Source organism: Pseudaquabacterium inlustre (assembly GCF_038066595.1).
GTDB lineage: Bacteria > Pseudomonadota > Gammaproteobacteria > Burkholderiales > Burkholderiaceae_C > Pseudaquabacterium > Pseudaquabacterium inlustre.
The window spans coordinates 922,387-945,119 of the sequence record NZ_JBBUTH010000001.1 but is presented as its reverse complement, the minus strand read 5'-3'; the positions used below and the strand labels follow the sequence as shown (position 1 = coordinate 945,119).

General features: G+C 69.4%; 19 protein-coding genes and 1 other RNA gene. 13 read left to right on the top strand and 7 right to left on the bottom strand.

Annotated features, from left to right (window positions below):
* Positions 1-9: 9 nt before the first annotated feature.
* Positions 10-1,200, bottom strand: coding sequence for an acetyl-CoA C-acetyltransferase (locus AACH10_RS04035; RefSeq protein WP_341409068.1), 1,191 nt, complete (start codon positions 1,198-1,200; stop codon positions 10-12).
* Between the two features lie 29 nt (positions 1,201-1,229).
* Positions 1,230-2,012 (bottom strand): SDR family NAD(P)-dependent oxidoreductase, encoded by a 783-nt coding sequence (locus AACH10_RS04030; protein ID WP_341409067.1) that lies wholly within the window; start codon positions 2,010-2,012, stop codon positions 1,230-1,232.
* A gap of 412 nt (positions 2,013-2,424) precedes the next feature.
* On the opposite strand from AACH10_RS04030, the gene AACH10_RS04025 reads away from it, so the two are divergent.
* On the top strand, positions 2,425-5,049 hold the full coding sequence (locus tag AACH10_RS04025) for a winged helix-turn-helix domain-containing protein (protein WP_341409199.1): 2,625 nt from the start codon (positions 2,425-2,427) through the stop codon (positions 5,047-5,049).
* A gap of 3 nt (positions 5,050-5,052) precedes the next feature.
* Here the strand turns inward: AACH10_RS04025 and AACH10_RS04020 are convergent, their stop codons facing one another.
* Both AACH10_RS04020 and AACH10_RS04015 read right to left on the bottom strand, forming a co-directional pair.
* The gene (locus AACH10_RS04020) at positions 5,053-5,553 is read right to left on the bottom strand and encodes an outer membrane lipoprotein (protein ID WP_341409066.1); all 501 of its coding nucleotides are present in this window, start codon (positions 5,551-5,553) and stop codon (positions 5,053-5,055) included.
* A 149-nt stretch (positions 5,554-5,702) separates the two neighbouring features.
* On the bottom strand, positions 5,703-6,260 hold the full coding sequence (locus AACH10_RS04015) for an HNH endonuclease (protein ID WP_341409065.1): 558 nt from the start codon (positions 6,258-6,260) through the stop codon (positions 5,703-5,705).
* Between the two features lie 226 nt (positions 6,261-6,486).
* On the opposite strand from AACH10_RS04015, the gene AACH10_RS04010 reads away from it, so the two are divergent.
* From AACH10_RS04010 to AACH10_RS03980, 7 genes are all read left to right on the top strand, one after another.
* Positions 6,487-7,185, top strand: coding sequence for a TetR/AcrR family transcriptional regulator (locus AACH10_RS04010; RefSeq protein WP_341409064.1), 699 nt, complete (start codon positions 6,487-6,489; stop codon positions 7,183-7,185).
* Between the two features lie 100 nt (positions 7,186-7,285).
* Positions 7,286-9,076, top strand: coding sequence for an acyl-CoA dehydrogenase C-terminal domain-containing protein (locus tag AACH10_RS04005; protein WP_341409063.1), 1,791 nt, complete (start codon positions 7,286-7,288; stop codon positions 9,074-9,076).
* A gap of 68 nt (positions 9,077-9,144) precedes the next feature.
* Complete coding sequence (locus AACH10_RS04000) at positions 9,145-9,585, top strand: DUF2147 domain-containing protein (protein ID WP_341409062.1); 441 nt, start codon at positions 9,145-9,147, stop codon at positions 9,583-9,585.
* A gap of 35 nt (positions 9,586-9,620) precedes the next feature.
* A complete protein-coding gene (locus AACH10_RS03995; RefSeq protein ID WP_341409061.1) occupies positions 9,621-12,002 on the top strand; it encodes a 3-hydroxyacyl-CoA dehydrogenase/enoyl-CoA hydratase family protein in 2,382 nt (793 codons plus the stop codon).
* A gap of 15 nt (positions 12,003-12,017) precedes the next feature.
* The gene (locus AACH10_RS03990) at positions 12,018-13,217 is read left to right on the top strand and encodes an acetyl-CoA C-acyltransferase (protein ID WP_341409060.1); all 1,200 of its coding nucleotides are present in this window, start codon (positions 12,018-12,020) and stop codon (positions 13,215-13,217) included.
* Between the two features lie 77 nt (positions 13,218-13,294).
* A complete protein-coding gene (locus tag AACH10_RS03985; RefSeq protein ID WP_341409059.1) occupies positions 13,295-14,056 on the top strand; it encodes an enoyl-CoA hydratase in 762 nt (253 codons plus the stop codon).
* A 19-nt stretch (positions 14,057-14,075) separates the two neighbouring features.
* Positions 14,076-14,801 carry an SGNH/GDSL hydrolase family protein gene (locus tag AACH10_RS03980; protein WP_341409058.1) on the top strand — a complete coding sequence of 242 codons (726 nt, stop codon included), beginning with the start codon at positions 14,076-14,078 and terminating at the stop codon, positions 14,799-14,801.
* A gap of 1 nt (position 14,802) precedes the next feature.
* On the opposite strand, the gene AACH10_RS03975 is transcribed toward AACH10_RS03980, so the two are convergent.
* Positions 14,803-15,237: an acyl-CoA thioesterase gene (locus AACH10_RS03975; RefSeq protein WP_423228550.1), complete on the bottom strand. Its 435-nt coding sequence runs from the start codon at positions 15,235-15,237 to the stop codon at positions 14,803-14,805.
* Between the two features lie 98 nt (positions 15,238-15,335).
* Here AACH10_RS03975 and AACH10_RS03970 point away from each other — a divergent pair, with 98 nt between their 5' ends.
* Positions 15,336-17,144 carry an ABCB family ABC transporter ATP-binding protein/permease gene (locus tag AACH10_RS03970; RefSeq protein WP_341409057.1) on the top strand — a complete coding sequence of 603 codons (1,809 nt, stop codon included), beginning with the start codon at positions 15,336-15,338 and terminating at the stop codon, positions 17,142-17,144.
* A gap of 72 nt (positions 17,145-17,216) precedes the next feature.
* On the opposite strand, the gene AACH10_RS03965 is transcribed toward AACH10_RS03970, so the two are convergent.
* Positions 17,217-17,861, bottom strand: a complete 645-nt coding sequence (locus AACH10_RS03965; RefSeq protein WP_341409056.1) for a PEP-CTERM sorting domain-containing protein — start codon at positions 17,859-17,861, stop codon at positions 17,217-17,219.
* 207 nt (positions 17,862-18,068) lie between these two features.
* On the opposite strand from AACH10_RS03965, the gene AACH10_RS03960 reads away from it, so the two are divergent.
* Positions 18,069-18,977: a LysR substrate-binding domain-containing protein gene (locus AACH10_RS03960; protein WP_341409055.1), complete on the top strand. Its 909-nt coding sequence runs from the start codon at positions 18,069-18,071 to the stop codon at positions 18,975-18,977.
* A 24-nt stretch (positions 18,978-19,001) separates the two neighbouring features.
* Positions 19,002-20,048: a dihydroorotase gene (gene pyrC / locus AACH10_RS03955; protein ID WP_341409054.1), complete on the top strand. Its 1,047-nt coding sequence runs from the start codon at positions 19,002-19,004 to the stop codon at positions 20,046-20,048.
* A gap of 13 nt (positions 20,049-20,061) precedes the next feature.
* Here the strand turns inward: pyrC and cysK are convergent, their stop codons facing one another.
* Positions 20,062-20,982 carry a cysteine synthase A gene (gene cysK / locus AACH10_RS03950; protein WP_341409053.1) on the bottom strand — a complete coding sequence of 307 codons (921 nt, stop codon included), beginning with the start codon at positions 20,980-20,982 and terminating at the stop codon, positions 20,062-20,064.
* Positions 20,983-21,045: 63 nt separating this feature from the next.
* Here cysK and rnpB point away from each other — a divergent pair.
* Both rnpB and AACH10_RS03940 read left to right on the top strand, forming a co-directional pair.
* An RNA gene (gene rnpB / locus AACH10_RS03945) (RNase P RNA component class A) lies at positions 21,046-21,383 on the top strand.
* Positions 21,384-21,401: 18 nt separating this feature from the next.
* Positions 21,402-22,607: a multidrug effflux MFS transporter gene (locus AACH10_RS03940; protein ID WP_341409052.1), complete on the top strand. Its 1,206-nt coding sequence runs from the start codon at positions 21,402-21,404 to the stop codon at positions 22,605-22,607.
* Positions 22,608-22,733 lie beyond the last annotated feature (126 nt).

Sequence of the window (22,733 nt, the reverse complement as noted above, 5' to 3'; positions counted from 1 at the left end):
GGCCGGGGCTTACAGGCGCTCGATGATGGTCACGTTGGCCATGCCGCCGCCTTCGCACATGGTCTGCAGGCCGTAGCGCTTGCCGGTCTGGTGCAGGGCGTTGACCAGCGTGGTCATCAGCTTGGTGCCCGAGCCGCCCAGCGGGTGCCCCAGCGCGATGGCGCCGCCGTTGACGTTCAGGCGCGCGGGGTCGGCGCCCAGCACCTTCAGCCAGGCCATCGGCACCGAGGCGAAGGCCTCGTTCACCTCGTACAGGTCGATGTCGTCGATCTTCATGCCGGCGCGGGCCAGGGCCTTCTGCGTGGCGGCGATCGGGGCTTCCAGCATGATCACCGGGTCACCGCCGGTCACGGTCATGTGGTGGATGCGCGCCAGCGGCTTCAGGCCCAGGGCCTTCAGGCCGCGCTCGTTGACCACCATCACGCCGGTGGCGCCGTCGCAGATCTGGCTGGCGCTGGCGGCGGTGAGTCGGCCGTCTTCCTGCAGCAGCTTGACGCCGGCGATGCTCTCGTAGGTGGCGTCGTAGCGGATGCCTTCGTCGGTGACGTGCTGGGTGCCGTCCTCGCTGTAGACGCCCTCCTTGTCCACGCGCTTCATGGCCACCGGCACGATCTCGTTCTTGAAGCGGCCGGCCTCGGTGGCGGCAATCGCGCGGCGGTGGCTTTCCAGCGAGAAGCGGTCGAGCTGTTCACGGCTCAGGTCATGCTTCTTGGCCAGCATCTCGGCGCCCATGAACTGGCTGAACTCGATGCCGGGGTAGCGCTTCTGCATCTCCGGGCTCATGTAGAAGCCGAAGCCGGCCTTGCGCGCCAGCGTGCTGGGCAGGCCCATCGGCACACGGCTCATGCTCTCCACACCGGCGGCGATCACGCAGTCCATGGTGCCGGCCATCACCGCCTGGGCGGCGAAGTGCAGCGCCTGCTGCGACGAGCCGCACTGGCGGTCCACCGAGGTGGCGGGCACGCTCTCGGGCAGCTTGCTGGCCAGCACCGCATTGCGCGCGATGTTGGTGGCCTGCTCACCGGCCTGGCCGACGCAGCCCATGATGACGTCTTCCACCGCGGCGGGGTCGATGCCGCTGCGGTCGATCAGCGCATTGAGCACCTGGCCGGCCAGATCCGCCGGATGCCAGCCGCTCAGACGGCCACCCTTGCGGCCACCGGCGGTACGGGCGGTGGCGACGATGAATGCTTCGGACATGTTGGTTCTCCTTTGCTGCGGGCGGTGGCTTACCGCGGAGCCATGCGGATGGCGCCATCCAGGCGCACGCTCTCGCCGTTGAAGTAGCCGTTGGTGATCATGGTCTCGGCCAGCTGGGCGTATTCATCGGGGTTGCCCAGGCGCTTGGGGAAGGGCACCGAGGCGGCCAGCGCGGCCTTCACGTTGTCGGGCGCGCCCTGCAGCAGCGGCGTGTTGAAGATGCCCGGCAGGATGGTGTTGATGCGGATGCCTTCGCCCATCAGGTCGCGCGCGATCGGCAGCGTCATGCCCACGATGCCGGCCTTGCTGGCCGAGTAGGACGCCTGGCCCATCTGGCCATCCACCGCGGCCACGCTGGCCGTGCACACCATGGCGCCGCGCTCGCCGTCGGCCAGCGGGTCCAGCGTCAGCATGCCGGCGGCCGAGTGGGCGATGCAGCGGAAGGTGCCCACCAGGTTGATCTGGATGATGCGGTCGAAGTTGGCCAGCGGGAAGTGCTTGATCTCGCCGGTGGTCTTGTCGCGGCTGGCGGTCTTGACGGCGTTGCCGGTGCCGGCGCAGTTGACCAGCACGCGCTCCTGGCCGAGGGCGGCGCGCGACTTGGCGAAGCCGGCGATCACCTGCTCCTCGTTGGTCACGTCGACCTTGCAGAACACGCCGCCGATCTCCTTGGCCAGGGCCTCGCCCACGGCTTCGTTCAGGTCGAACAGCGCGACCTTCACGCCCTTGGAGGCCAGGCGGCGCGCGGTGGCGGCACCCAGGCCGGAGGCGCCACCGGTGACGACGGCGGTGATCGACGAATCGAGTTGCATGGAGCGGATCCTTGGAGGGGCTGAAAGGGGAGTCGCGATGGGTTGACGCGTGCGGAGCCGGCCATGACCGGCATTCGGCGCGAGTCTAGGCAGCGGTCTGGGCGGCGACCATCGTCGAAAGCGACGAACCGCCGGCGCCCCGTGCCCGGCTGTTGCGCGGCCGTCGCGCGGCGGTCGCCACGCCTGTCACGGCAGCGACAGGGGGCTGGCCGGAGGCGGCGCTCTGGCCCCAGAATGGCAGGCTGCCCGAGATCCGATGCCTGCCCATCCGTTCGATCACACGCCCGATGCGCTGCCCGCGGCCCAGCGGCCCGCCGTGAACCCGCCCGGCAACGAGGCCGCCGCTGCGGCACTGCGCGCGCTGCCCTCGGGCCTGGCGGCCAAGCTGCAGGCACCGGGTCGCCGTACCGCGATGGTGCCGCGCGACGCGGTCACCGAGCGGGTGCTGGCCGCCGGCGCCGTCAAGGTGGTGCTGGTGCGTGCGCCGGCCGGCTTCGGCAAGACCACGGCCATGCTGCAGCTGCGCGAGCGGCTCGACCAGGCCGGCGTGGCCACCGCCTGGCTGACGCTGGACCGTGCCGACAACGACCTGCCGCGCTTCCTGGGCAGCCTGGGCGCGGCAGTGGCCGGGCTCGACCGCGACGAGGCGCAGCCGCTGGAGGCGCCGCTGGACGCCGTGGCCGCACTGGCCCACGAGGGCCCGCCGTTCGCGCTGTTCCTCGACGACTTCGAGCGCGTGCAGGAAACCGCGGTGCTGGGCCTGATCAGCGAGATCATCGATCGGCTGCCGCGCCGCGGCCAGCTGGTCATCGGCTCGCGCAGCCTGCCGCCGCTGGGCCTGGGCCGGCTGCGTGCGCGCGGCCAGTTGCTGGAGATCGACGCCGAGGCGCTGCGCTTCACGCTGCCCGAGGCGGTGGCCTTCTTCGAGCTGGCGCAGCAGCGCGGCCGCGAGGCGCTGCCGGCCGGCACCGTGGCGCGCCTGCATGGCAAGACCGAGGGCTGGGTGGCCGCGCTGTGGCTGGTGTCGCTGGCGCTCGAGCGCCATGCCGGTGGCGATTTCGTCGAGCGCTTCTCGGGCTCGAACCGCGCGGTGGCCGACTACCTGGCCGAGGACGTGCTGGCCCACCAGCCGCCCGAGGTGCGCGACTTTCTGCTGCGCACCAGCATCCTGCGCCACCTGTCGGCGCCGGTGTGCAAGGCGCTGCTGCCGCGCGTGGACTGCGCGCGCATGCTCGAGCGCCTGGAGGCCGCCAACCTGTTCCTCACGCCGATCGGCGAGGACGCCGGCAGCTTCCGCTACCACAGCATGTTCGCGGACTTCCTGCGCGCCCAGCTGGCGCGCGAGCACCCCGACGAGCTGGCGCGCCTGCACCTGGCCGCCTCGGGCTGGTACGAGGCCCAGGGCCGGCCGGTGCCGGCCATCGACCATGCCATCGACGGCGGCGACCACCCGCATGCGCTCACGTTGCTGGCCCAGCACGCCACGGCCTTCCTCGAGCAAGGCCGCATGCGCCTGCTGGCGCGCTGGTTCTCGGCCATGCCGCCCGAGCTGGTGCGCGCGCAGCCGCCGCTGCAGGCCGTGGCCGTGTGGGCCCAGGCCTTCACGCACGGGCCCTGGGAGGCCATGGCGCTGTTGGAGCGCTCGGGTCTGGCCGAGGTGGCCGAGGCCGGCGTGCAGGCCCATGTGAACGCGCTGCGCCCGCTGCTGCTGGCGATGATGGACCGGCCCGAGGAGGCGGTGCAGGCCGGCCGCGCCAGCCTGGCCGCACTGCCCACGGCCAGCGCCTTTGCCGACAGCGTGCTGCTCAACGCCATGGCCCATGTGCTGTCGGTGATGGGCGACCAGCACGAGCCGCAGCGCCTGCTGGATGCGGCGCGCCGCGCCGGCCGCGCCAGCGCCTTCAACCGCATGTACACCGAGTCGCTGGAAGGCGTGCTCGACCTGAAGCAGGGCCGCTTGCGCCAGGCCACGGCGCGGCTGCGCATGGCGGTGGCGGCCACGCCGCAGGCGGCGGTGTCGTACCACCACACCAACGGCAACGCCTGGGCCGGCGTGCTGTACGCCGGCGTGGTGTACGAGGCCAACGGGCTGGAGGCCGCCGAGCGCCTGCTCAACGTCTACCTGCCGCTGGCGCGCGATGTGGGCCTGCCCGATCACATGATCGCCAGCCACCGCATGCGTGCGCGCATCGCCTTCGGCCAGGGTGACATCGACCTGGCCTTCGAGATCCTGGCCGAGCTGGAGTACCTGGGCCACCACCGCCAGCTGCCGCGCGTGGTGGCCAGCGCGAGGCTGGAGCGTGCGCGTCTGCTGGGCCTGCAGGGCAACGGCCCGGGCGCGCAGGCCGAGTTGCAGCGGGCCGATGACCCCGCGGTGTGGCCGCGCAGCGAAGGCCAGCACCTGCCGGCGCAGGAGCTCGATGACCTGCTGATCGGCCGCCTGCGCTGGGACATCCAGTTCGGCGATGCGCGCCAGGCCGTTCCGCGGCTGGAGCAGGCGCTGGCCGAGGCCCAGCGCAGCGGCCGCACCTACCGCGCGCTCAAGTTGCAGGTGCTGCTGGCCCTGGCCTGGCGGCGCGCCGGCAATACCACGGCGGCCCTGGCCAGTTTCAGTGCCGTGCTGGCCGCGGCCTGCCGCGAGGGCTTCATGCGCCTGATCCTGGACGAGGGCGCGCCGGTGGCGGCGCTGCTGCAGCGTGTGCAGGCGGCCGACGACGAAGGCGGCCGGCCGGCCGACCCGATCCTGGCCGAGTACGTGCAGCGCCTGCTGGCGGCCGCCGGCGGCCCGGTGGTGCTGGACGACGAGGCCGCGCCACCGGCCGAGGGCGACGCGCCCTCACCCGAGACACTGACACGCAAGGAGATCCGCGTGCTGCAATTGCTGGCCGAGGGCTACAGCAACAGCGCGCTGGCCGAGAAGCTGTTCGTGTCCGACAGCACGGTGCGCACGCACCTGCGCAACATCAACACCAAGCTGGGCTCGCACAGCCGCACGCAGGCGGTGGCCATTGCGCGACGGCTGTCGGTGATCCGCTAGAACTCAGTAGCGCTGGGCCGGCACCGGCTCGGGCTTGCCGGCCGCGCCAGGCACCGGGTTCAGCGACACGCGCACCTTGCCGCCGGTGGTGACCAGGATCACCGCGTCGCCGGGCTTGAAGGTCTCGTTGCCCTTGGCCTGCACGATGGCGCGGCGCTCGCCGTTCTTCAGCTGCACCAGGATCTCCAGCGATTCCTCGCGGGTGCTGGCGCGCTCGATGGCGTTGCCGGCCACGGCACCGGCCACGGCGCCGATCACGCCCACGGCCACCGATTCGCGACGACCTCCCACCGACGAGCCGGCGATACCGCCCAGCACCGCGCCGGTGGCGGCGCCGGCGCCGCTTTGCGAGCCGTCCACCACCACCGGGCGCACGGTCAGCACGGTGGCGTCGACCACGGTGGACATGCGCTGCGCGTCGTTGCGGCTGATGACGTCGGGGCTGCTGGTGGCGCAGGCGGCCAGGGTGGCGGCCAGGGCCAGGGCGAGGGTGGTGCGGAGCATGGTCAGGCGTCTCGTGTTTCGGTCTGAAGTCCCCGTTCAACGGTGGCCAGGGGGGGCTCGTTGACCGGGTGTCCAGCGATTGGAGCGCGCGGCGGTGGGCCGGGTTCCGGCGCCTCGGTAAAGAAACGTGCGGCCGGACCTGCGGCGGCTCAGCCGTGCAGCCGGCTGCTGCGCGGTACGCTGGCCAGCAGGAACTCCATCTGGTCGGCCAGGATGCGGCGCCCGCGTAGGATCATGTCCTCGTGCAGGCTGGGCACGTAGGGCAGGTACATCAGCGTCATGCGCGCTTCATCCGGCAGGCGGTTGCCCTTGCTGCCGTTGCAGCCGCGGCAGGCGGTGATGCAGTTCATCCAGGAGTCGCGCCCGCCCCGGCTGGTGGGCACGATGTGCTCGCGCGTGAGCAGGTCGAAGCCGAAGCGCCGGCCGCAGTAGGCGCACAGGTGCTTGTCGCGCGCGAACAGCTTGGGATTGGTGATCGAGGGCGTGGCCTGCCAGGCCCGGCTGGGCATGGCGCCCTTGACGGCGATGATCGGGTGCAGCTCGATGCGCGACTGCAGGCCGGTGGCCCGCTGGATGCCGCCGCGCAGCACGCGGAAGGCGCGGCCCAGCGTCCACGCCACACCATCGCTGGCGTAGATCACCGCGGCCTCGCGGGGCGTGATCCACGCCTGCGGGCGGCCAGAGACATCGAGCTGCAAAACGTCCACGGAACGCTCACCTCCTGTCGGCCCCGATAGCGTAGCCGATCTGCGCGACAACGGTGTGGCATCGGGTTGCGCCGCCGTGCCGGTGTCTGCGGGTGATCCGCCGCCATCGCCCCGCCAACGTGCCGTCTAGTGCACGAACCCTAGAAAAACCGCACCGAAATCACATCACGGGGCCGGCAATCTTCTGCAGAATAGAACGATCGTTCGTTTCTTTCTGCTGCCTACCGTGTCTGTCACCCCGCTGCCCATCGCCCGCAAGCGCGCCGCGTCGACCCGTTCGCTGCAGAAGGGCCAGCAGACGCGCGCTGCGATCCTGGACGCAGCGCTGGGCCAGGCCTCGCACATGGGCCTGGAGGGCCTGTCGATCGGCGCGCTGGCCGACCTGACCCACATGAGCAAGTCGGGCGTGTTCGCCCACTTCGGCTCGCGCGAGGAGTTGCAGATCGCCGTCATCCGCGAGTACCACGCGCGTTTCGAGGAGGAGGTGTTCTTCCCGGCGGTGCGCGAGGCGCGCGGCCTGCCGCGGCTGCGCGCGCTGTTCGAGCGCTGGCTGCGCCGCGTGTCGGTGGAGGTGGACTCGGGCTGCATCTACATCAGCGGCGCGGTCGAGTTCGACGACCGGCCCGGCCCGGTTCGCGATGCCCTGGCCTCGATGGTGCGGGCCTGGCAGGGTGCGCTGGAGCGCGCCATCCGCCTGTCGATCGCCGAAGGCCACCTGCGTGCCGACACCGATCCGCTGCAGATGCTTTTCGAGGTGCATGGCCTGATCCTGGCGCTGCACCACGACGCGCGTTTCCTGCGCCTGCCCGGCGCGGTGGACCGCGCCCGGTCGGCCTTCGACCGCATCGTCGCCCATTACGTCGTTGGCGCCGACCAGAGCGCGCCGCCGCCGCCCGAGCGCAAGCCCAGGCAGGCGGCACGCTGAGTCGGCGGGTTTCCCGCTGTACCGCAGTACCGCTGTCACGCAGTACGTCCGCGCTGTTCCGTTTTCCCTTCGTCCTTTCCGTCAGATAGAGGAGCACACCATGCCCCAGTACACCCCGCCGCTGCGCGACATGCAATTCGTGCTGCATGAACTGCTCGATGCCGTTGGCACGCTGCGTCAGCTGCCCGCCCATGCCGACCTGGACGTGGACACGGTGAACGCGGTGCTGGAAGAGGGCGGCAAGTTCGCCTCGCAGGTGACCGCGCCGCTGAACCTGAGCGGTGACAAGGAAGGCTGCGTGCTGGACAAGACCACGCACGAGGTCAAGGCGCCCAAGGGCTTCAAGGAGGCCTATGCCCAGTACGTGGAAGGCGGCTGGCCCGCGCTGAGCTGCGACCCCGAGTACGGCGGCCAGGGCCTGCCGGCCACGGTGAACCTGTGCTTCTACGAGATGCTCAACAGCGCCAACCAGGCCTGGACCATGTACCCCGGCCTGAGCCACGGCGCCTACGAGGCCCTGCACGCCCACGGCACGCCCGAGCAGAAGGCGCTGTACCTGCCGAAGCTGACCAGCGGCCAGTGGACCGGCACGATGTGCCTGACCGAGCCGCACTGCGGCACCGATCTCGGCCTGCTGCGCACCAAGGCCGAACCGCAGGCCGACGGCAGCTACCGCATCAGCGGCCAGAAGATCTTCATCTCGGCCGGCGAGCATGACCTGGCCGAGAACATCGTGCACCTGGTGCTGGCCCGCCTGCCCGATGCGCCCGAGGGCAGCAAGGGCATCAGCCTGTTCGTGGTGCCCAAGTTCATCCCCCAAGCCGACGGCAGCCTGGGTGCGCGCAACGGCATCTTCTGCTCGGGCCTCGAGCACAAGATGGGCATCCACGCCAACGCCACCTGCCAGATGCTGCTGGACGGCGCCATCGGCTGGCTGGTGGGCCAGCCGAACAAGGGCCTGATGGCCATGTTCGTGATGATGAACGCGGCGCGCCTGGGCGTGGGCAACCAGAGCCTGGGCCTGACCGAGGTGGCCTACCAGAACGCCGTGGCCTACGCGAAGGACCGCATCCAGATGCGCGCGCTGTCGGGCCCCAAGGCGCTGGACAAGCCGGCCGATCCGATCATCGTGCACCCCGACGTACGCAAGATGCTGCTGACCGCCCGCGCCTTTGCCGAGGGCGGCCGCGCGCTGACCGCCTACACCGCGCTGAAGCTGGACGTGGCGCTGAACACCGACGACGAGGACGAGCGCCGCGCCGCCGATGACCGCGTGGCGCTGCTGACGCCGATCATCAAGGCCTTCCTGACCGACAACGGCTGGCTGGCCACCAGCCACTGCCAGCAGGTGTTCGGCGGCCACGGCTACATCCACGAGTGGGGCATGGAGCAGTTCGTGCGCGATGCCCGCATCAACATGATCTACGAAGGCACGAACACCGTGCAGTCGCTCGATCTGCTGGGCCGCAAGGTGCTGGGCGACAACGGCGCCAAGCTGCGCGCCTTTGGCAAGGAGATCGCCGAGTTCGTGGAAGAGCACGGCATCAGCGAGGAGATGCAGGAGTTCGTCAACCCGCTGGCCGACCTGGGCGACAAGGTCACCAAGCTCAGCACCGAGATCGGCATGAAGGCCTTCGGCAATGCCGACGAGGTGGGCGCCGCGGCCGTGGACTACCTGCGCGTGGTGGGCCACCTGTGCTTTGCCTATCTGTTCGCCCGCATGGCGCAGGTGGCGCTGGCCAAGAAGGATGGCGGTGATCCGTTCTACACCGCCAAGCTGCACACGGCGCGCTTCTACTTCGCCAAGCTGCTGCCCGAGACGGCCACGCTGATCCGCACCGCCCGCGCCGGCCTGAGCCCGCTGATGGCGATGGACGAGGCCCTGTTCTGAGCTGAACCCGCCGGCGGGTGCCACCGCAGTGGCGCCCGCTTCCTTCCCGCCGATCCAGGAGACATGGCATGACCCAGAAGAAGTTGCTCGCAGCACTCGCCCTTGCGTTCGCCGCCCACGGCGCCGCGCAGGCCCAGGCCACGCCGGTGGGCCTGTGGAAGACCATCGACGACGAGACCAAGACCGAGAAGTCGCTGGTGCGCATCACCGAGGCCGGCGGCGCGCTGTCGGGCAAGGTGGAGAAGATCCTCGAGGCCGGCAAGGCCGACGCGAAGTGCGAGAAGTGCACCGATGCGCGCAAGGACCAGCCGGTGCAGGGCATGACCATCCTCCGCAATGCCCGTGCCGACGACCACAAGGAACACTGGGAAGGCGGCGACATCCTCGATCCCAACAACGGCAAGGTCTACAAGCTGCGCCTGAAGCCGCTGGACGGCGGCAAGAAGCTGGAGGTGCGCGGCTACATCGGCCCGTTCTTCCGCAACCAGCAATGGATTCGCGTGGAGTGATCTCCACCGTCTGACTCAACCAGAAAGCAGACCCCATGAACCGATTCAATGTCCGCAAGGTGGCCGTGCTCGGCGCCGGCGTGATGGGCGCGCAGATCGCCGCCCACCTGGTCAACGTGAAAGTGCCGGTCGTGCTGTTCGACCTGCCGGCCAAGGAAGGCCCGAAGAACGGCATCGTGCTGAAGGCGCTGGACGGGTTGAAGAAGCTCAAGCCCAGCCCGATCGGCGTGGCCGATGACTTAGGCCTGATCCAGCCCGCCAACTATGAAGAGCACCTGGGCCTGCTGGCCGGCTGCGACCTGGTGATCGAGGCCATCGCCGAGCGCATGGACTGGAAGCTGGACCTCTACACCAAGATCGCGCCGCACGTGGCCCCGCATGCCATCGTGGCCAGCAACACCTCGGGCCTCTCCATCACCAAGCTCAGCGAGGTGCTGCCCGAATCGCTGAAGCCGCAGTTCTGCGGCATCCACTTCTTCAACCCGCCGCGCTACATGCAGCTGGTGGAGCTGATCCCCACGCCGACGACCCGTCCGGACGTGCTGGACCAGTTGGAAGCCTTTGCCACGCGCACGCTGGGCAAGGGCATCGTGCGTGCCAAGGACACGCCGAACTTCGTGGCCAACCGCGTGGGCATTGCCGGCATGCTGGCCACGATCGCCGAAGCCGAGAAGGCCGGCCTGAGCTACGACGTCGTCGACGACCTCACCGGCAAGAAGCTGGGCCGCGCCAGCAGCGGCACCTTCCGCACGGCCGATGTGGTGGGCATCGACACCATGGCCCATGTGATGAAGACCATGCAGGACAACCTGCAGGCCGACCCGTTCTACGCCAGCTACGCCACCCCGGCGGCGGTGCAGACGCTGATCGCCGCGGGCGCGCTGGGCCAGAAGAGCAAGGCCGGCTTCTACAAGAAGGTGGGCAAGGATGTGCTGCGCTTCGACGCGGCCAAGGGTGACTACGTGCCGGCCGGCGCCAAGGCCGACGCCCTGGTCGACCGCATCCTGAAGAAGCCCGCGGCCGAGCGCCTGAAGCTGCTGCGTGAATCGACCAACCCGCAGGCGCAGTTCCTGTGGGCCATCTTCCGCAACAGCTTCCACTACGTGGCCGTGCACCTGGCCGAGATCGCCGACTCGGCGCGCGAGGTGGACCTGGCCATGCGCTGGGGCTTCGGCATGAAGCAGGGCCCGTTCGAGCTGTGGCAGGCGGCCGGCTGGGCCCAGGTGGCCGAATGGGTGAAGGCCGACATCGACGCCGGCAAGGCGCTGTGCAATGCGCCGCTGCCGGCCTGGGTGTTCGACGGACGCACCGGCGTGCACACGCCGGAAGGCTCGTGGAGCGCCGCGCAAGGCAAGTACATTCCGCGCGCCGCGCTGCCGGTGTACCAGCGCCAGCTGTTCCCCGAGAAGCTGCTGGGCGAAGGCGGGGTGGATGCTGCCACCGCTGGCACCGAGCTGTTCAAGAACGACGAGTGCCGCGTCTGGACGCTGGACGGCCAGGTGGCCATCCTGACGCTGACCGGCAAGATGCACACCATCGGCCCGGGTACGGTGGAAGGCCTGTACAAGGCGCTGGAGCTGGCGGAAGGCCAGTACGACGGCCTGGTGATCTGGTCGCCCGATGAGCCGTTCTCGGCGGGCGCCAACCTGGAAGCCATGCTGCCCACCTTCATGAAGATGGGCGCCAAGGGCATCGCCCCCGAAGTGAAGAAGCTGCAGGACGCGCTGCTGCGCCTGCGCTACGCCAGCGTGCCCACCGTGGCCGCCGTGCGTGGCCTGGCGCTGGGTGGCGGCTGCGAGATCGCCGTGGCGGCGGCGCGCCGTGTCGCGCACATGGAAAGCTATGTTGGCCTGGTGGAAGTGGGCGTGGGCCTGATCCCCGGCGGCGGCGGCCTGACCTACATCGCCCGCCGCGCGGCGGAGAAGGCGGCGCTCACCGGCGCGGCCGACCTGCTGCCGGGCCTGAAGGACGCCTTCCAGGCGGCCGCGATGGCCACCGTGGGCACCAGCGCCATCGAGAGCCGCAAGCTGGGCTACCTGCTGGGTGACGACGTCATCGTGGCGCACCGCGACGAGCTGCTGTTCATCGCCATCGAGCAGGTCAAGTCGATGGCCGCGTCGAACTGGCGCGCGCCGCTGAAGACGCTGTTCCCGGTGGCCGGCCGCAATGCCAAGGCCACCATCGCCGCCCAGCTGGTGGGCATGCGCGACGGCGGTTTCATCAGCGCGCACGACTACCACATCGCCGGCCTGATCGCCGACGTGGTGACCGGTGGCGACGTGGACGCCGGCACGCTGGTGAGCGAGGAATACCTGATGGCGCTGGAGCGCAAGCACTTCTGCAGCCTGCTCGAGAACCCCAAGACCCAGGAACGCATCATGGGTCTTCTGCAAACCGGCAAGCCGGTGCGCAACTGATCGGAGCGACGAACCATGACGAAACAAGTTCAAGACGCCTACATCGTCGCGGCCAGCCGCACGCCCATCGGCAAGTCGGGCCGCGGCTACTTCAAGAACACGCGCTCCGATGATCTGCTGATCACCGCGCTGCAATCGGCCCTGGCCCAGGTGCCCACGCTGGACCCGAAGGCGATTGAAGACGCCATCATCGGCTGCAGCTTCCCCGAGGGCGAGCAGGGCATGAACATGGCGCGCATCGCCGTGGCGCTGGCCGGCCTGCCCAACAGCGTGGGCGGCGTCACCATCAACCGCTTCTGCGCCTCGGGCCTGACCGCCATCCAGATGGCGGCCGACCGCATCCGCGTCGGCGAGGCCGACGTGATGATCGCCGGTGGTGCCGAGAGCATGAGCCTGGTGCCGATGGGCGGCAACAAGCCCAGCTTCAACCCGGCCGTGTTCGCCAAGGACGAGAACGTGGGCATCGCCTACGGCATGGGCCTGACCGCCGAGAAGGTGGCGCAGCAGTGGAAGGTGAGCCGCGAAGATCAGGATGCTTTCGCGCTGGCCTCGCACCAGAAGGCGCTGGCGGCGCAGGCGGCCGGCGAGTTTGCCAACGAGATCTGCCCGGTGGACGTGCTGACCCGCGTGCCCAACCTCGAGACCGGCGAGGTGTCGGTCAAGACCCGCACCGTGAACCTCGACGAAGGTGCGCGCCCCGACACCAGCCTGGAAGGCCTGGCCAAGCTGCGCCCCGTGTTCGCCGCCAAGGGCAGCGTGACGGCCGGCAACAGCAGCCAGACCAGCGACGGCGCCGGCGCGCTGATCCTGGCCAGTGAGAAGGCGGTCAAGCAGTTTGGCCTGACGCCGCTGGCCCGCTTCGTCAGCTTTGCCAGCCGCGGCGTGCCGCCTGAGATCATGGGCATCGGCCCGATTGCCGCCATCCCGGCCGCGCTGGGCTATGCCGGCCTGAGCCAGGACGCGATCGACTGGATCGAGCTGAACGAGGCCTTCGCCGCGCAGTCACTGGCGGTGATCCGCGATCTGAAGCTGGATCCGAGCAAGGTCAACCCGATGGGCGGCGCCATCGCGCTGGGCCACCCGCTGGGCGCCACCGGTGCCATCCGTGCCGCCACCGTGGTGCATGCGCTGCGCCGCAAGAACCTGAAGTACGGCATGGTGACGATGTGCGTGGGCACCGGCCAGGGCGCTGCCGGCATTTTTGAAGCCGTCTGATCGGCGATCATTGACCCCATCCCAGGGCGGCCCCGTCACGGTGGGGCCGCCCTTTTCCATTGCAGGAGACCTTGTCCATGAACATCCGCACCGGCGTCGTCAACGGCGTGGCCACGATCGAGATCGCGCGGCCCGAGAAGAAGAACGCGCTCACCGCGGCGATGTACACCGCGATGGCCGAGGCCATCACGAACGCTGGTACCGATGCCAGCGTGCGTGCGCTGCTGATCACCGGCCAGCCCGGCGTGTTCACCTCGGGCAATGACCTCGAAGACTTCATGCAGCGTCCGCCGGCCGGCCCCGACTCGCCGGTGTTCCGCTTCATGCAGGCCCTGGTGGCCTGCGACAAGCCGGTGGTGGCTGCCGTCACCGGCGCGGCAGTGGGCATCGGCACCACGCTGCTGTTCCATTGCGACCTGGTCTACGTCAGCGACGAGGCGCGCCTGGCCATGCCCTTCGTGGGCCTGGGCCTGGTGCCCGAGTACGCCAGCAGCCTGCTGATGCCGGCCCTGGTGGGCCACGTCAAGGCGGCCGAGAAGCTGCTGCTGGGCGACCCCTTCACCGGCGAGCAGGCAGTGGAGTTCGGCATCGCCAATGCCGTGCTGCCGGCGGGCGAGGTGCTGCCGCATGCGCGCCGCATGGCCGAGCGCTTCAACGCGCTGCCCCCGGGCGCGGTGCGTGACAGCAAGCGCCTGATGCGCGCGCCGCAGCGCGAGCAGATCCAGGCCGTGATGGCCGAGGAGAACCGCCTGTTCGGCGAGCGCCTGCGCAGCCCCGAGGCGCGCGAGGCCTTCCAGGCCTTCTTCGAGAAGCGCAAGCCCGACTTCACGAAGTTCTGACCGATCCAGCGTTGCCAGCGTGTCGCTGCCGCTGAAGCTCGCGCTGGCCCCGCTGCTGATCCCGCAGGCGGTGCTGACGCGCCGGCGCCTGCCCAAACTGCCCGAGGCCGCCGGCCCGCGACAGGGCCATGTCGGCCACACCGGGCGCGGTGGCGAGGCGCTGTCGCTGCTGATCCTGGGTGATTCGTCGGCCGCCGGCGTGGGCGTGGACCATCAGCGCCTGGCACTCGCCGGCCAGCTCAGCCAGGCGCTGGCGGCGCAACTGGGCCGGCGCGTGGCCTGGCAGTTGTGCGCCCGCTCGGGCGTCACCACGGCGCAGGCGCTGGCCCTGGTGGCCGACGCACGTCCGGCCGATGTGGCGGTGGTGGTCAGCGGCGTCAACGATGTGGTCGACCAGGTGCGGCCGGCCGCTGCGCTGCGGCATCGCGAGGCCCTGGTGCAGGCCCTGCAGCGCCAGGCCGGCGTGCGCCAGGTGGTGATGACCGCCGTGCCGCCGATGGACCGCTTTGCCGGCCTGCCGCAGCCGCTGCGCTGGCTGGCCGGGCGCGACGCCGCAGCGCACGAGGCCGCTCTGCGGCGCTGGGCCGCGCGGCAGCCGCAGGTCAGCCATCTGCCCTTCGACCTGCCGCTGGACGACGCCACGCTGCTGGCGCGCGACGGCTTCCATCCCGGCGCGCCGCTGTACCGGCTGTGGGGCGAGGCGCTGGCGGCACACATCGCCAGGGCGGTGGTGCCCCGGCTCTGACTCAAGCTTTCGGAATCGGCCGCGGCTTGCCCTCGTGGTCGATGGCCACGTAAGTCAGGTTGGCCTCGGTCACCTTCACCACCTGCAGGTTGGCCGGGTTGCGCTCGGCGTACACCGCCACGTGCACGGTGATCGAGGTGTTGCCCACCCGCTCCACGCGGGCGTAGAAGCTCACCAGGTCGCCCACCGACACCGGCTGCTTGAAGATGAACTGGTTCACCGCCACGGTGGCGATGCGGCCCTTGGCGATGCGTGCCGGCAGCACGGCGCCGGCCAGGTCCACCTGGGCCATCAGCCAGCCGCCGAAGATGTCGCCGTTGCCATTCACGTCGGCCGGCAGCGGCATCACGCGCAGCACCAGCTCGCTGCCGTCGGGCAAACTCAGGGGGCCGGTGAGCGTCGGCGCCACGGGCGTGGGGGTGGAAGAGTCGGTCATCGGCATCACCTGCGGGGTTGGTGTCGGCGCATTGTCGGCCGTGCCTGCCGTTGTGCCCGCCCTTGCCATTGGGCTTTGCTCCCTTCTCCTCTGCCCCCATGCGCCGTTCCGCCACCGCTTTGCCCGTTCCTGAACCCGCCGCCGGTCCGCGCTCGGACTGGCAGACGCTGGCCCGCCTGCTGCCCTACCTGTGGGCCTGGCGCTGGCGCGTGGGGCTGGCGCTGCTGTTCCTGTTCGGCGCCAAGGCGGCCAATGTCGGCGTGCCGGTGCTGCTGAAGCACCTGGTCGACGCGCTGGACCTCAAGCCCGGCGACGCGCGCGCCGTGCTGGTGGTACCCGCTGGCCTGGTGCTGGCCTATGCCGGCCTGCGCCTGACGACCAGCGTGTTCACCGAGCTGCGCGAGCTGGTGTTCGCCAAGGTCAGTTTCGGTGCCAGCAAGCAGATCGCGCTGCAGGTCTTCGGCCACCTGCATTCCCTGAGCCTGCGCTTCCACCTCGAACGCCAGACCGGTGGCCTGACCCGCGACATCGAGCGCGGCACGCGCGCGCTGCAGTCGCTGGTGAGCTACTCGCTCTACACCATCCTGCCCACGCTGGTGGAGGTGGTGCTGGTGCTGGCGGTGCTGGGTGCCAAGTTCGACCTTGGTTATGTCTGGATCACGCTGGCGGCGCTGGTGGCCTACATCGCGTTCACGGTCTCGGTCACCGAATGGCGCACGCGCTTCCGGCGCGAGATGAACGAGTTCGACTCGCGAGCCAACAGCCGCGCCATCGACGCGCTGCTGAACTACGAGACGGTCAAGTACTTCAACAACGAGGCCTTCGAGGCCAAGCGCTACGACGAGGGCCTGGAGGCCTTCCGCATGGCGCAAATCAAGAGCCAGACCACGCTGTCGCTGCTGAACACCGGGCAGCAGCTGATCATCGCCGCCAGCCTGGTGGCCATGCTGTGGCGCGCCACGCAGGGGGTGGTGGACGGGCGCATGACGCTGGGCGACCTGGTGATGGTCAACGCCTTCCTGATCCAGCTGTACATGCCGCTGAACTTCCTGGGTGTGCTGTACCGCGAGATCAAGCAGAGCCTGACCGATCTGGACAAGGTGTTCGGCCTGCTGGAGCGTGAGCGCGAGGTGGCCGATGCCCCCGGCGCGCCCGAACTGGCGGTGCGCCAGGGCGTGCTGCGCTTCGAGGATGTGCACTTCGCCTACGACGCCAATCGCCCGATCCTGCACGGCGTGAGCTTCGAGATCCCGGCCGGCCAGACCGTGGCCGTGGTGGGGGCCTCGGGCGCTGGCAAGAGCACGCTGGCGCGGCTGCTGTACCGCTTCTACGACGTCAGCGGCGGCCGCATCACCATCGACGGCCAGGACATCCGCCAGGTCACGCAGGGCAGCCTGCGCCGGGCCATCGGCATCGTGCCGCAGGACACCGTGCTGTTCAACGACACCGTGGGCTACAACATCGCGTATGGCCGCCCCGGCGCTGGCCGCGACGCCGTGGAGGCCGCTGCCCGCGCCGCCCACATCCATGACTTCATCGCCGCCACGCCCAAGGGCTACGACACGGTGGTGGGCGAGCGGGGCCTGAAGCTCTCAGGCGGCGAGAAGCAGCGCGTGGCCATTGCCCGCACCCTGCTGAAGAACCCGCCGATCCTGATCTTCGACGAGGCCACGTCGGCGCTCGATTCGGCCAACGAGCGCGCCATCCAGGCCGAGCTGAAAAGCGCCGCGCAGGGCAAGACCGCGCTGGTCATCGCCCACCGCCTTTCCACCGTTGTGGATGCACACAACATCGTCGTACTAGATGGCGGCCGTGTGGTGGAAAGTGGATCGCACACCGAATTGTTGGCGTATGGCGGGAAGTACGCGGAGATGTGGCGGTTGCAGCAGGCGGGAGATCAGGCTTGATATGCAAAAGGCCCGCCGAAGCGGGCCATTGAATACCATGCTTATCCGGAGTGTCCGGCCAGCGAGCGCAGTTCAGCTTGAGCGACGACGCCTCGCGGCACTGGCAGCAATGAGTGCCGTTGCAACCAAAGCGTAACCGGCGGGTTCGGGCACACTTCCCCCAGTACTAGAGGGTATCAGGCCAATAGTCAAGCCGTCGAAGCCATCGGCGGGATTCAACGAAAATTGGATGTCAGAAATATATTCGTCCGGCCGCTTAGTAAGAACATCTGGGTTGCACGGGGCCGTGCAGGCAATATATTGAACCTTGAACCCATTGGCCTTGACGTCGGGATCTGCACTATTGAGATAGTCACCGCCGTAATTGAAAGGTTGAATACTGCTGCCGCGATCGCCCGTGATCGTGATTGGAACTGAATCGCCACTGAAAGACTTGATGCGCAGCGTATTGAAAAACCATTTCGTCGTATCAATATGGATCGTGACTGTGGACTGTGAGCTCTGTTGCTCGGGTATTAATGACCCTCCGTCAATCACCGCACCCTCAATCGAGATACCGTTTAGCGGTGACTGGCAAATCCCGGTCCCGCTGGGGCAAGTCCAGCTGCTCCAACTGCTGTCGCTAAAGTCAAACGAGACGAGACTGGCACTAGCAACCAGCGGCGCCAAGCAGCCAAGCAGGCCTACGGCAAACAATGTCCGAGCTTTTTGCATCATGAAACGTTCCTGCTTGCACGGCAAAGTTGGAAAGTGGAAACAGGCCTCTCAGCCCAACCGCGCGATGCATCAAATGTATCGAACCCGCCCTTGCGGTGCGATGAATGGCTGCCCTCTGTTCAGGGGGGCGCCACCCTGCCTGGATGCCACCTTGGTGCGGTTTGACCGTCAGCGTGCAACGATCGCCCCGCCGCTACACTGGTTCGCGTGGAGACCAAGTGGCTCGAAGACTTCGTCAGCCTGGCCGAGACGCGCAGCTTCTCGCGTTCGGCCCAGCTGCGCCATGTCACGCAGCCGGCGTTCTCGCGGCGCATCCAGGCGCTGGAGGCCTGGGCTGGCGTGGATCTGGTCGACCGCTCCAGCTACCCCACGCGGCTGACGCCGGCCGGCGAGACGCTGCACGCCCAGTCGCTGGAGATCCTGTCGGCGCTGCAGTCGGCGCGCAACCTGATGCGTGCGCACCGCGCCAGCGGGCAGGACGTGATCGAGTTCGCCGTGCCGCACACGCTGGCGTTCACCTTCTTCCCGCAGTGGCTGATGGGGCTGCGCGAGCGCTTTCCGCAGCTGAAATCGCGGCTGAACGCGCTGAACGTGCATGACGCGATGCTGCGCCTGACCGAGGGCGGCTGCGACCTGCTGATCGCCTTCCACCACGCGTCGCTGCCGCTGCAGCTCAGCCCCGACCGCTACGAGATGCTGTCGCTGGGCCACGAGACGCTGGCCGCCTATGCCAAGGCCGATGCCAACGGCCACCCGATGTTCCGCCTGGCCGCCGGCGGGCCGGCGGTGCCGCTGCTGGCCTATGCCGCCGGTGCCTACATGAGCCACATGGTCGACCAGATCATCCGCCAGATGGCCGTGCCGCCGCCGCTAGAGACCACCTACGAGACCGACATGGCCGAGGGCCTGAAGGCCATGGCGCTGGCCGGCCATGGTCTGGCCTTCCTGCCGTCCAGCCTGGTGCGCCAGGAGCTCAAGGCCGGTCGTCTGGTGCCGGCGTCGCCGCCGGGCGTGGGCGAGCTGACGATGGAGATCCGCGCCTACCGCGAGCGGCCGGAACTCTCGCGCCATCCCAAGGCCGCCGCCCAGGCGCTCTGGGACTTCCTGAAGCAATAGGGCGCAATGGGACAATCGCGTCCTATGACCCAGCGCCTCACCCTCATCCGCCCCGACGACTGGCATCTGCACGTGCGCGACGGCGCCGCCATGGCCGCCGTGGTGCCCTACACCGCGCGCCAGTTCGGCCGCGCGATCATCATGCCCAACCTGCGGCCGCCGATCACCACGGCCGCCGCCGCCCAGGCCTACCGCGAGCGCATCCTGGCCGCACGCCCGGCCGCCGGCCAACCCGGCGCCGATTTCGAGCCGCTGATGACGCTGTACCTCACCGACAACTTGGCGGTGGACGAGATCGCTCGCGCCAAGGAGGCCGGCGTGGTGGCCTGCAAGCTGTACCCGGCCGGTGCCACCACCAACAGCGATGCCGGCGTGACCGACATCCGCAAGGTCTACCCGGTGCTGGAAGCCATGCAGAAGGCCGGCCTGCTGCTGCTGGTGCACGGCGAGGTGACGGATGCCCAGATCGACCTGTTCGACCGCGAGGCGGTGTTCATCGACCGCGTGATGCGCCCGCTGCGCGCCGACTTTCCCGAACTGAAGGTGGTGTTCGAGCACATCACCACCAAGGAAGCGGCCGAGTACGTGGCCGGTGCCGGCGCCCACACCGCCGCCACCATCACCGCCCACCACCTGCTCTACAACCGCAACGCCATCTTCCAGGGCGGCTTGCGGCCGCACTACTACTGCCTGCCGGTGTTGAAGCGCGAGATCCACCGCCAGGCCCTGGTGGCGGCGGCCACCTCAGGCTCGGACCGCTTCTTCCTGGGCACCGATAGCGCGCCACATGCCAGCCAGATGAAGGAGGCCAGCGTCTGCGGCGCTGGCTGCTTCACGGCGCTGAGCGCGCTGGAGCTGTATGCCGAGGCCTTCGAGGCCGCCGGCGCGCTGGACAAGCTGGAAGGCTTTGCCAGCCGCCACGGCCCGGCGTTCTATGGCTTGGCCGAAAACACCGGCACCGTGACGCTGGAGAAGCAGCCGTTCACGCTGCCCGAGGGCGTGCCGTTCGGCGACGCCACGCTCAAGCCGCTGCGTGGCGGTGAAACGCTCGCTTGGAAGCAGGTCGCCTGACCCGCCTCAAAGATCAAGCGGCGGGAAGGAAACCGTCCACCGACAGATACCGCTCGCCGGTGTCGTAGTTGAAGCCCAGCACGCGGGCGCCGGCGCCCAGTTCGGGCAGCTTCTGGGCGATGGCGGCCAGCGTGGCGCCGCTGGAGATGCCCACCAGCATGCCTTCCTCGCGGGCGCTGCGGCGGGCCATCTCGCGGGCCGCCTCGGCGTCGACCTGGATCACGCCGTCGAGCAGGTCGGTCTTCAGGTTGGCCGGGATGAAGCCGGCGCCGATGCCCTGGATCGGGTGCGGGCTGGGCGCGCCGCCCGAGATCACCGGGCTTTGCGCCGGCTCCACGGCAAATACCTTCAGGCCGGGCCATCGGGCCTTCAGCACCTGGGCGCAGCCGCTCAGGTGGCCGCCGGTGCCCACGCCGGTGATCAGCGCGTCCAGGCCCTCGGGGAAGTCGGCGGCGATCTCCTCGGCGGTGGTCTTGACGTGCACGGCGATGTTGGCCGGGTTCTCGAACTGCTGCGGCATCCAGGCGCCGGGCGTGCTGGCCACGATCTCCTGGGCGCGGGCGATGGCGCCCTTCATGCCCTTCTCGCGCGGCGTGAGGTCGAAGCTGGCGCCATAGGCCAGCATCAGGCGGCGGCGCTCGATGCTCATGCTGTCGGGCATCACCAGAATCAGCTTGTAGCCCTTGACGGCGGCCACCATGGCCAGGCCGATGCCGGTGTTGCCACTGGTCGGCTCGACGATCACGCCGCCGGGCTTCAGGGCACCGGAGGCCTCGGCGTCCTCGATCATCGCCAGCGCGATGCGGTCCTTGATCGAGCCGCCGGGGTTGCCCCGCTCGCTCTTGACCCAGACGTTGGCACCGGCGCCGAACAGGCGGTTGATGCGCACGTGCGGGGTGCGGCCGATGGTCTCGAGGATGTTGGCGGCTTTCATGGCGGCGGGTTTCTCCTGTGCAGCGAAAGGGTGTCGGTGCGACAGCCCCGATAATCGCATGGTGAAGCGCGCCAGACCGCCGCTGGGGCAATCGCCGAAAGGCGGCCCTGGAGGAAGGTCCGGACTGCACAGGACAGCGCAGGAGCTAACGGCTCTCCACCGCGAGGTGAGGATCAGAGCAACAGAGACGAGTCGGCACGGGCAACCGCGCCGGGTGAAACGGGCAATCTCTGCGCGCAGCAACACCAAATAGGCCAGCGTCGATGTGGCTCCGCGGAGCTGGCGGGTAGGTGGCACCGAGCCGGGTGGGCGACCCCCGGCCCAGAGGAATGGCGGTCACGCCGCGCACCGGGCAACCGGGGCGCGGCGCACAGAATCCGGCCTATCGGCGCGCTTCACACTTTATTTTTCAGGCGCTGATGAATCCCGAAGCTTCACGACTGTGGCGCCATCCGCGCTGGGCGCTGGCCATGCTGATGGCCTCGCTGGGCACGCTGGGCCCGTTCTCGATCGACACCTACCTGCCGGCCTTCTCGGGCATCGCGGCCTCGCTGGGCGCCACGCCAGCGCAGATGCAGCAGACGCTGTCGGGCTACCTGTTCGGCTTCGCGGTGATGAACCTGTTCCACGGCGCGCTGTCCGACAGCTTCGGCCGCCGGCCGGTGGTGATGTGGGGGCTGGCGGTGTTCACGCTGGCCTCGGTGGGCTGCGCGCTGAGTGAATCGATCGCCATGCTGGTGGCCTGCCGCACGCTGCAGGGCATGTCGGCCGGCGCCGGCGTGGTGGTGTCGCGCGCCATCATCCGCGACATGTGCCCGCCCGACGAGGCGCAGCGCCTGATGTCGCAGGTGACGATCTTCTTCGGCGTGGCGCCGGCCATCGCGCCGGTGCTGGGCGGCTGGCTGTTCGTGCATGCCGGCTGGCACGCGATCTTCTGGGCGCTGGCCGCCATCGGCGCGCTGCTGATGGCGCTGAACGGCCGCCTGCTGCCCGAAACCCTGCATGTCAGCCAGCGCCAGCCGTTCGCGGCGCGGCCGCTGCTGGCCGGCTATGCGCAGCTGCTGCGCAACCCGCGTTTCGTGCTGCTGGTCTTCGCCAGCGGTGTGCCGTTCAACGGCATGTTCCTGTACGTGCTGTCGGCGCCGGAGTGGCTGGGCACGCACCTGAAGCTGGCGCCTACGCAGTTCGCGTGGTTCTTCATCCTGTCGATCAGCGGCATCATGGGCGGCGCCTTCCTGTCGGGCCGGCTGGCCGGGCGCATCCGCCCGGCGCAGCAGATCCGCTGGGGCTTCACGGTGATGCTGGCCACCTCGCTGGCCAACGTGGTGCTGAACCTGGCCTTCACCGCGCACCCGTCCTGGGCGCTGTTTCCGGTGGCGCTGTACTCCTTCGGCTGGTCGCTGATGGTGCCGGTGGTCACGCTGATGGTGCTGGACCTGGCGCCCGACCGGCGCGGCATGGCCTCGTCGCTGCAGGCCTGTGTGGGCAGCGCGGCCAACGGCCTGGTGGCCGGGGTGATCGCGCCGCTGGTGATGCACTCCACCGCCGGGCTGGCGTTGGCCTCGCTGGCGCTGATGTCGGTGGGCCTGGTGGCCTGGGGCCTGGTGCGGCGCCTGCGGACCTGACGCACGGCACGGGCGGCGCCGGGGGCGGTGTCTGCTCAAGTTTTCAGCAGCGCGGCCGATAGGCCTGAGGGACGGGTCCGACCGCCACCCCTGCCGGGGCGGCGCGGCCCGCATTCACCGTGCCGA

Coding starts and splice junctions, on each gene's coding strand:
- pyrC (WP_341409054.1), top strand. CDS start 19,002: ATGACCCAGCGCCTCACCCTCATCCGCCCCGACGACTGGCATCTGCAC.
- AACH10_RS03985 (WP_341409059.1), top strand. CDS start 13,295: ATGAACATCCGCACCGGCGTCGTCAACGGCGTGGCCACGATCGAGATC.
- AACH10_RS03995 (WP_341409061.1), top strand. CDS start 9,621: ATGAACCGATTCAATGTCCGCAAGGTGGCCGTGCTCGGCGCCGGCGTG.
- AACH10_RS04000 (WP_341409062.1), top strand. CDS start 9,145: ATGACCCAGAAGAAGTTGCTCGCAGCACTCGCCCTTGCGTTCGCCGCC.
- AACH10_RS03975 (WP_423228550.1), bottom strand. CDS start 15,237: ATGACCGACTCTTCCACCCCCACGCCCGTGGCGCCGACGCTCACCGGC.
- cysK (WP_341409053.1), bottom strand. CDS start 20,982: ATGAAAGCCGCCAACATCCTCGAGACCATCGGCCGCACCCCGCACGTG.
- AACH10_RS03940 (WP_341409052.1), top strand. CDS start 21,402: ATGAATCCCGAAGCTTCACGACTGTGGCGCCATCCGCGCTGGGCGCTG.
- AACH10_RS04035 (WP_341409068.1), bottom strand. CDS start 1,200: ATGTCCGAAGCATTCATCGTCGCCACCGCCCGTACCGCCGGTGGCCGC.
- AACH10_RS03965 (WP_341409056.1), bottom strand. CDS start 17,861: ATGATGCAAAAAGCTCGGACATTGTTTGCCGTAGGCCTGCTTGGCTGC.
- AACH10_RS04025 (WP_341409199.1), top strand. CDS start 2,425: ATGGTGCCGCGCGACGCGGTCACCGAGCGGGTGCTGGCCGCCGGCGCC.
- AACH10_RS03990 (WP_341409060.1), top strand. CDS start 12,018: ATGACGAAACAAGTTCAAGACGCCTACATCGTCGCGGCCAGCCGCACG.
- AACH10_RS03970 (WP_341409057.1), top strand. CDS start 15,336: ATGCGCCGTTCCGCCACCGCTTTGCCCGTTCCTGAACCCGCCGCCGGT.
- AACH10_RS04005 (WP_341409063.1), top strand. CDS start 7,286: ATGCCCCAGTACACCCCGCCGCTGCGCGACATGCAATTCGTGCTGCAT.
- AACH10_RS04030 (WP_341409067.1), bottom strand. CDS start 2,012: ATGCAACTCGATTCGTCGATCACCGCCGTCGTCACCGGTGGCGCCTCC.
- AACH10_RS04020 (WP_341409066.1), bottom strand. CDS start 5,553: ATGCTCCGCACCACCCTCGCCCTGGCCCTGGCCGCCACCCTGGCCGCC.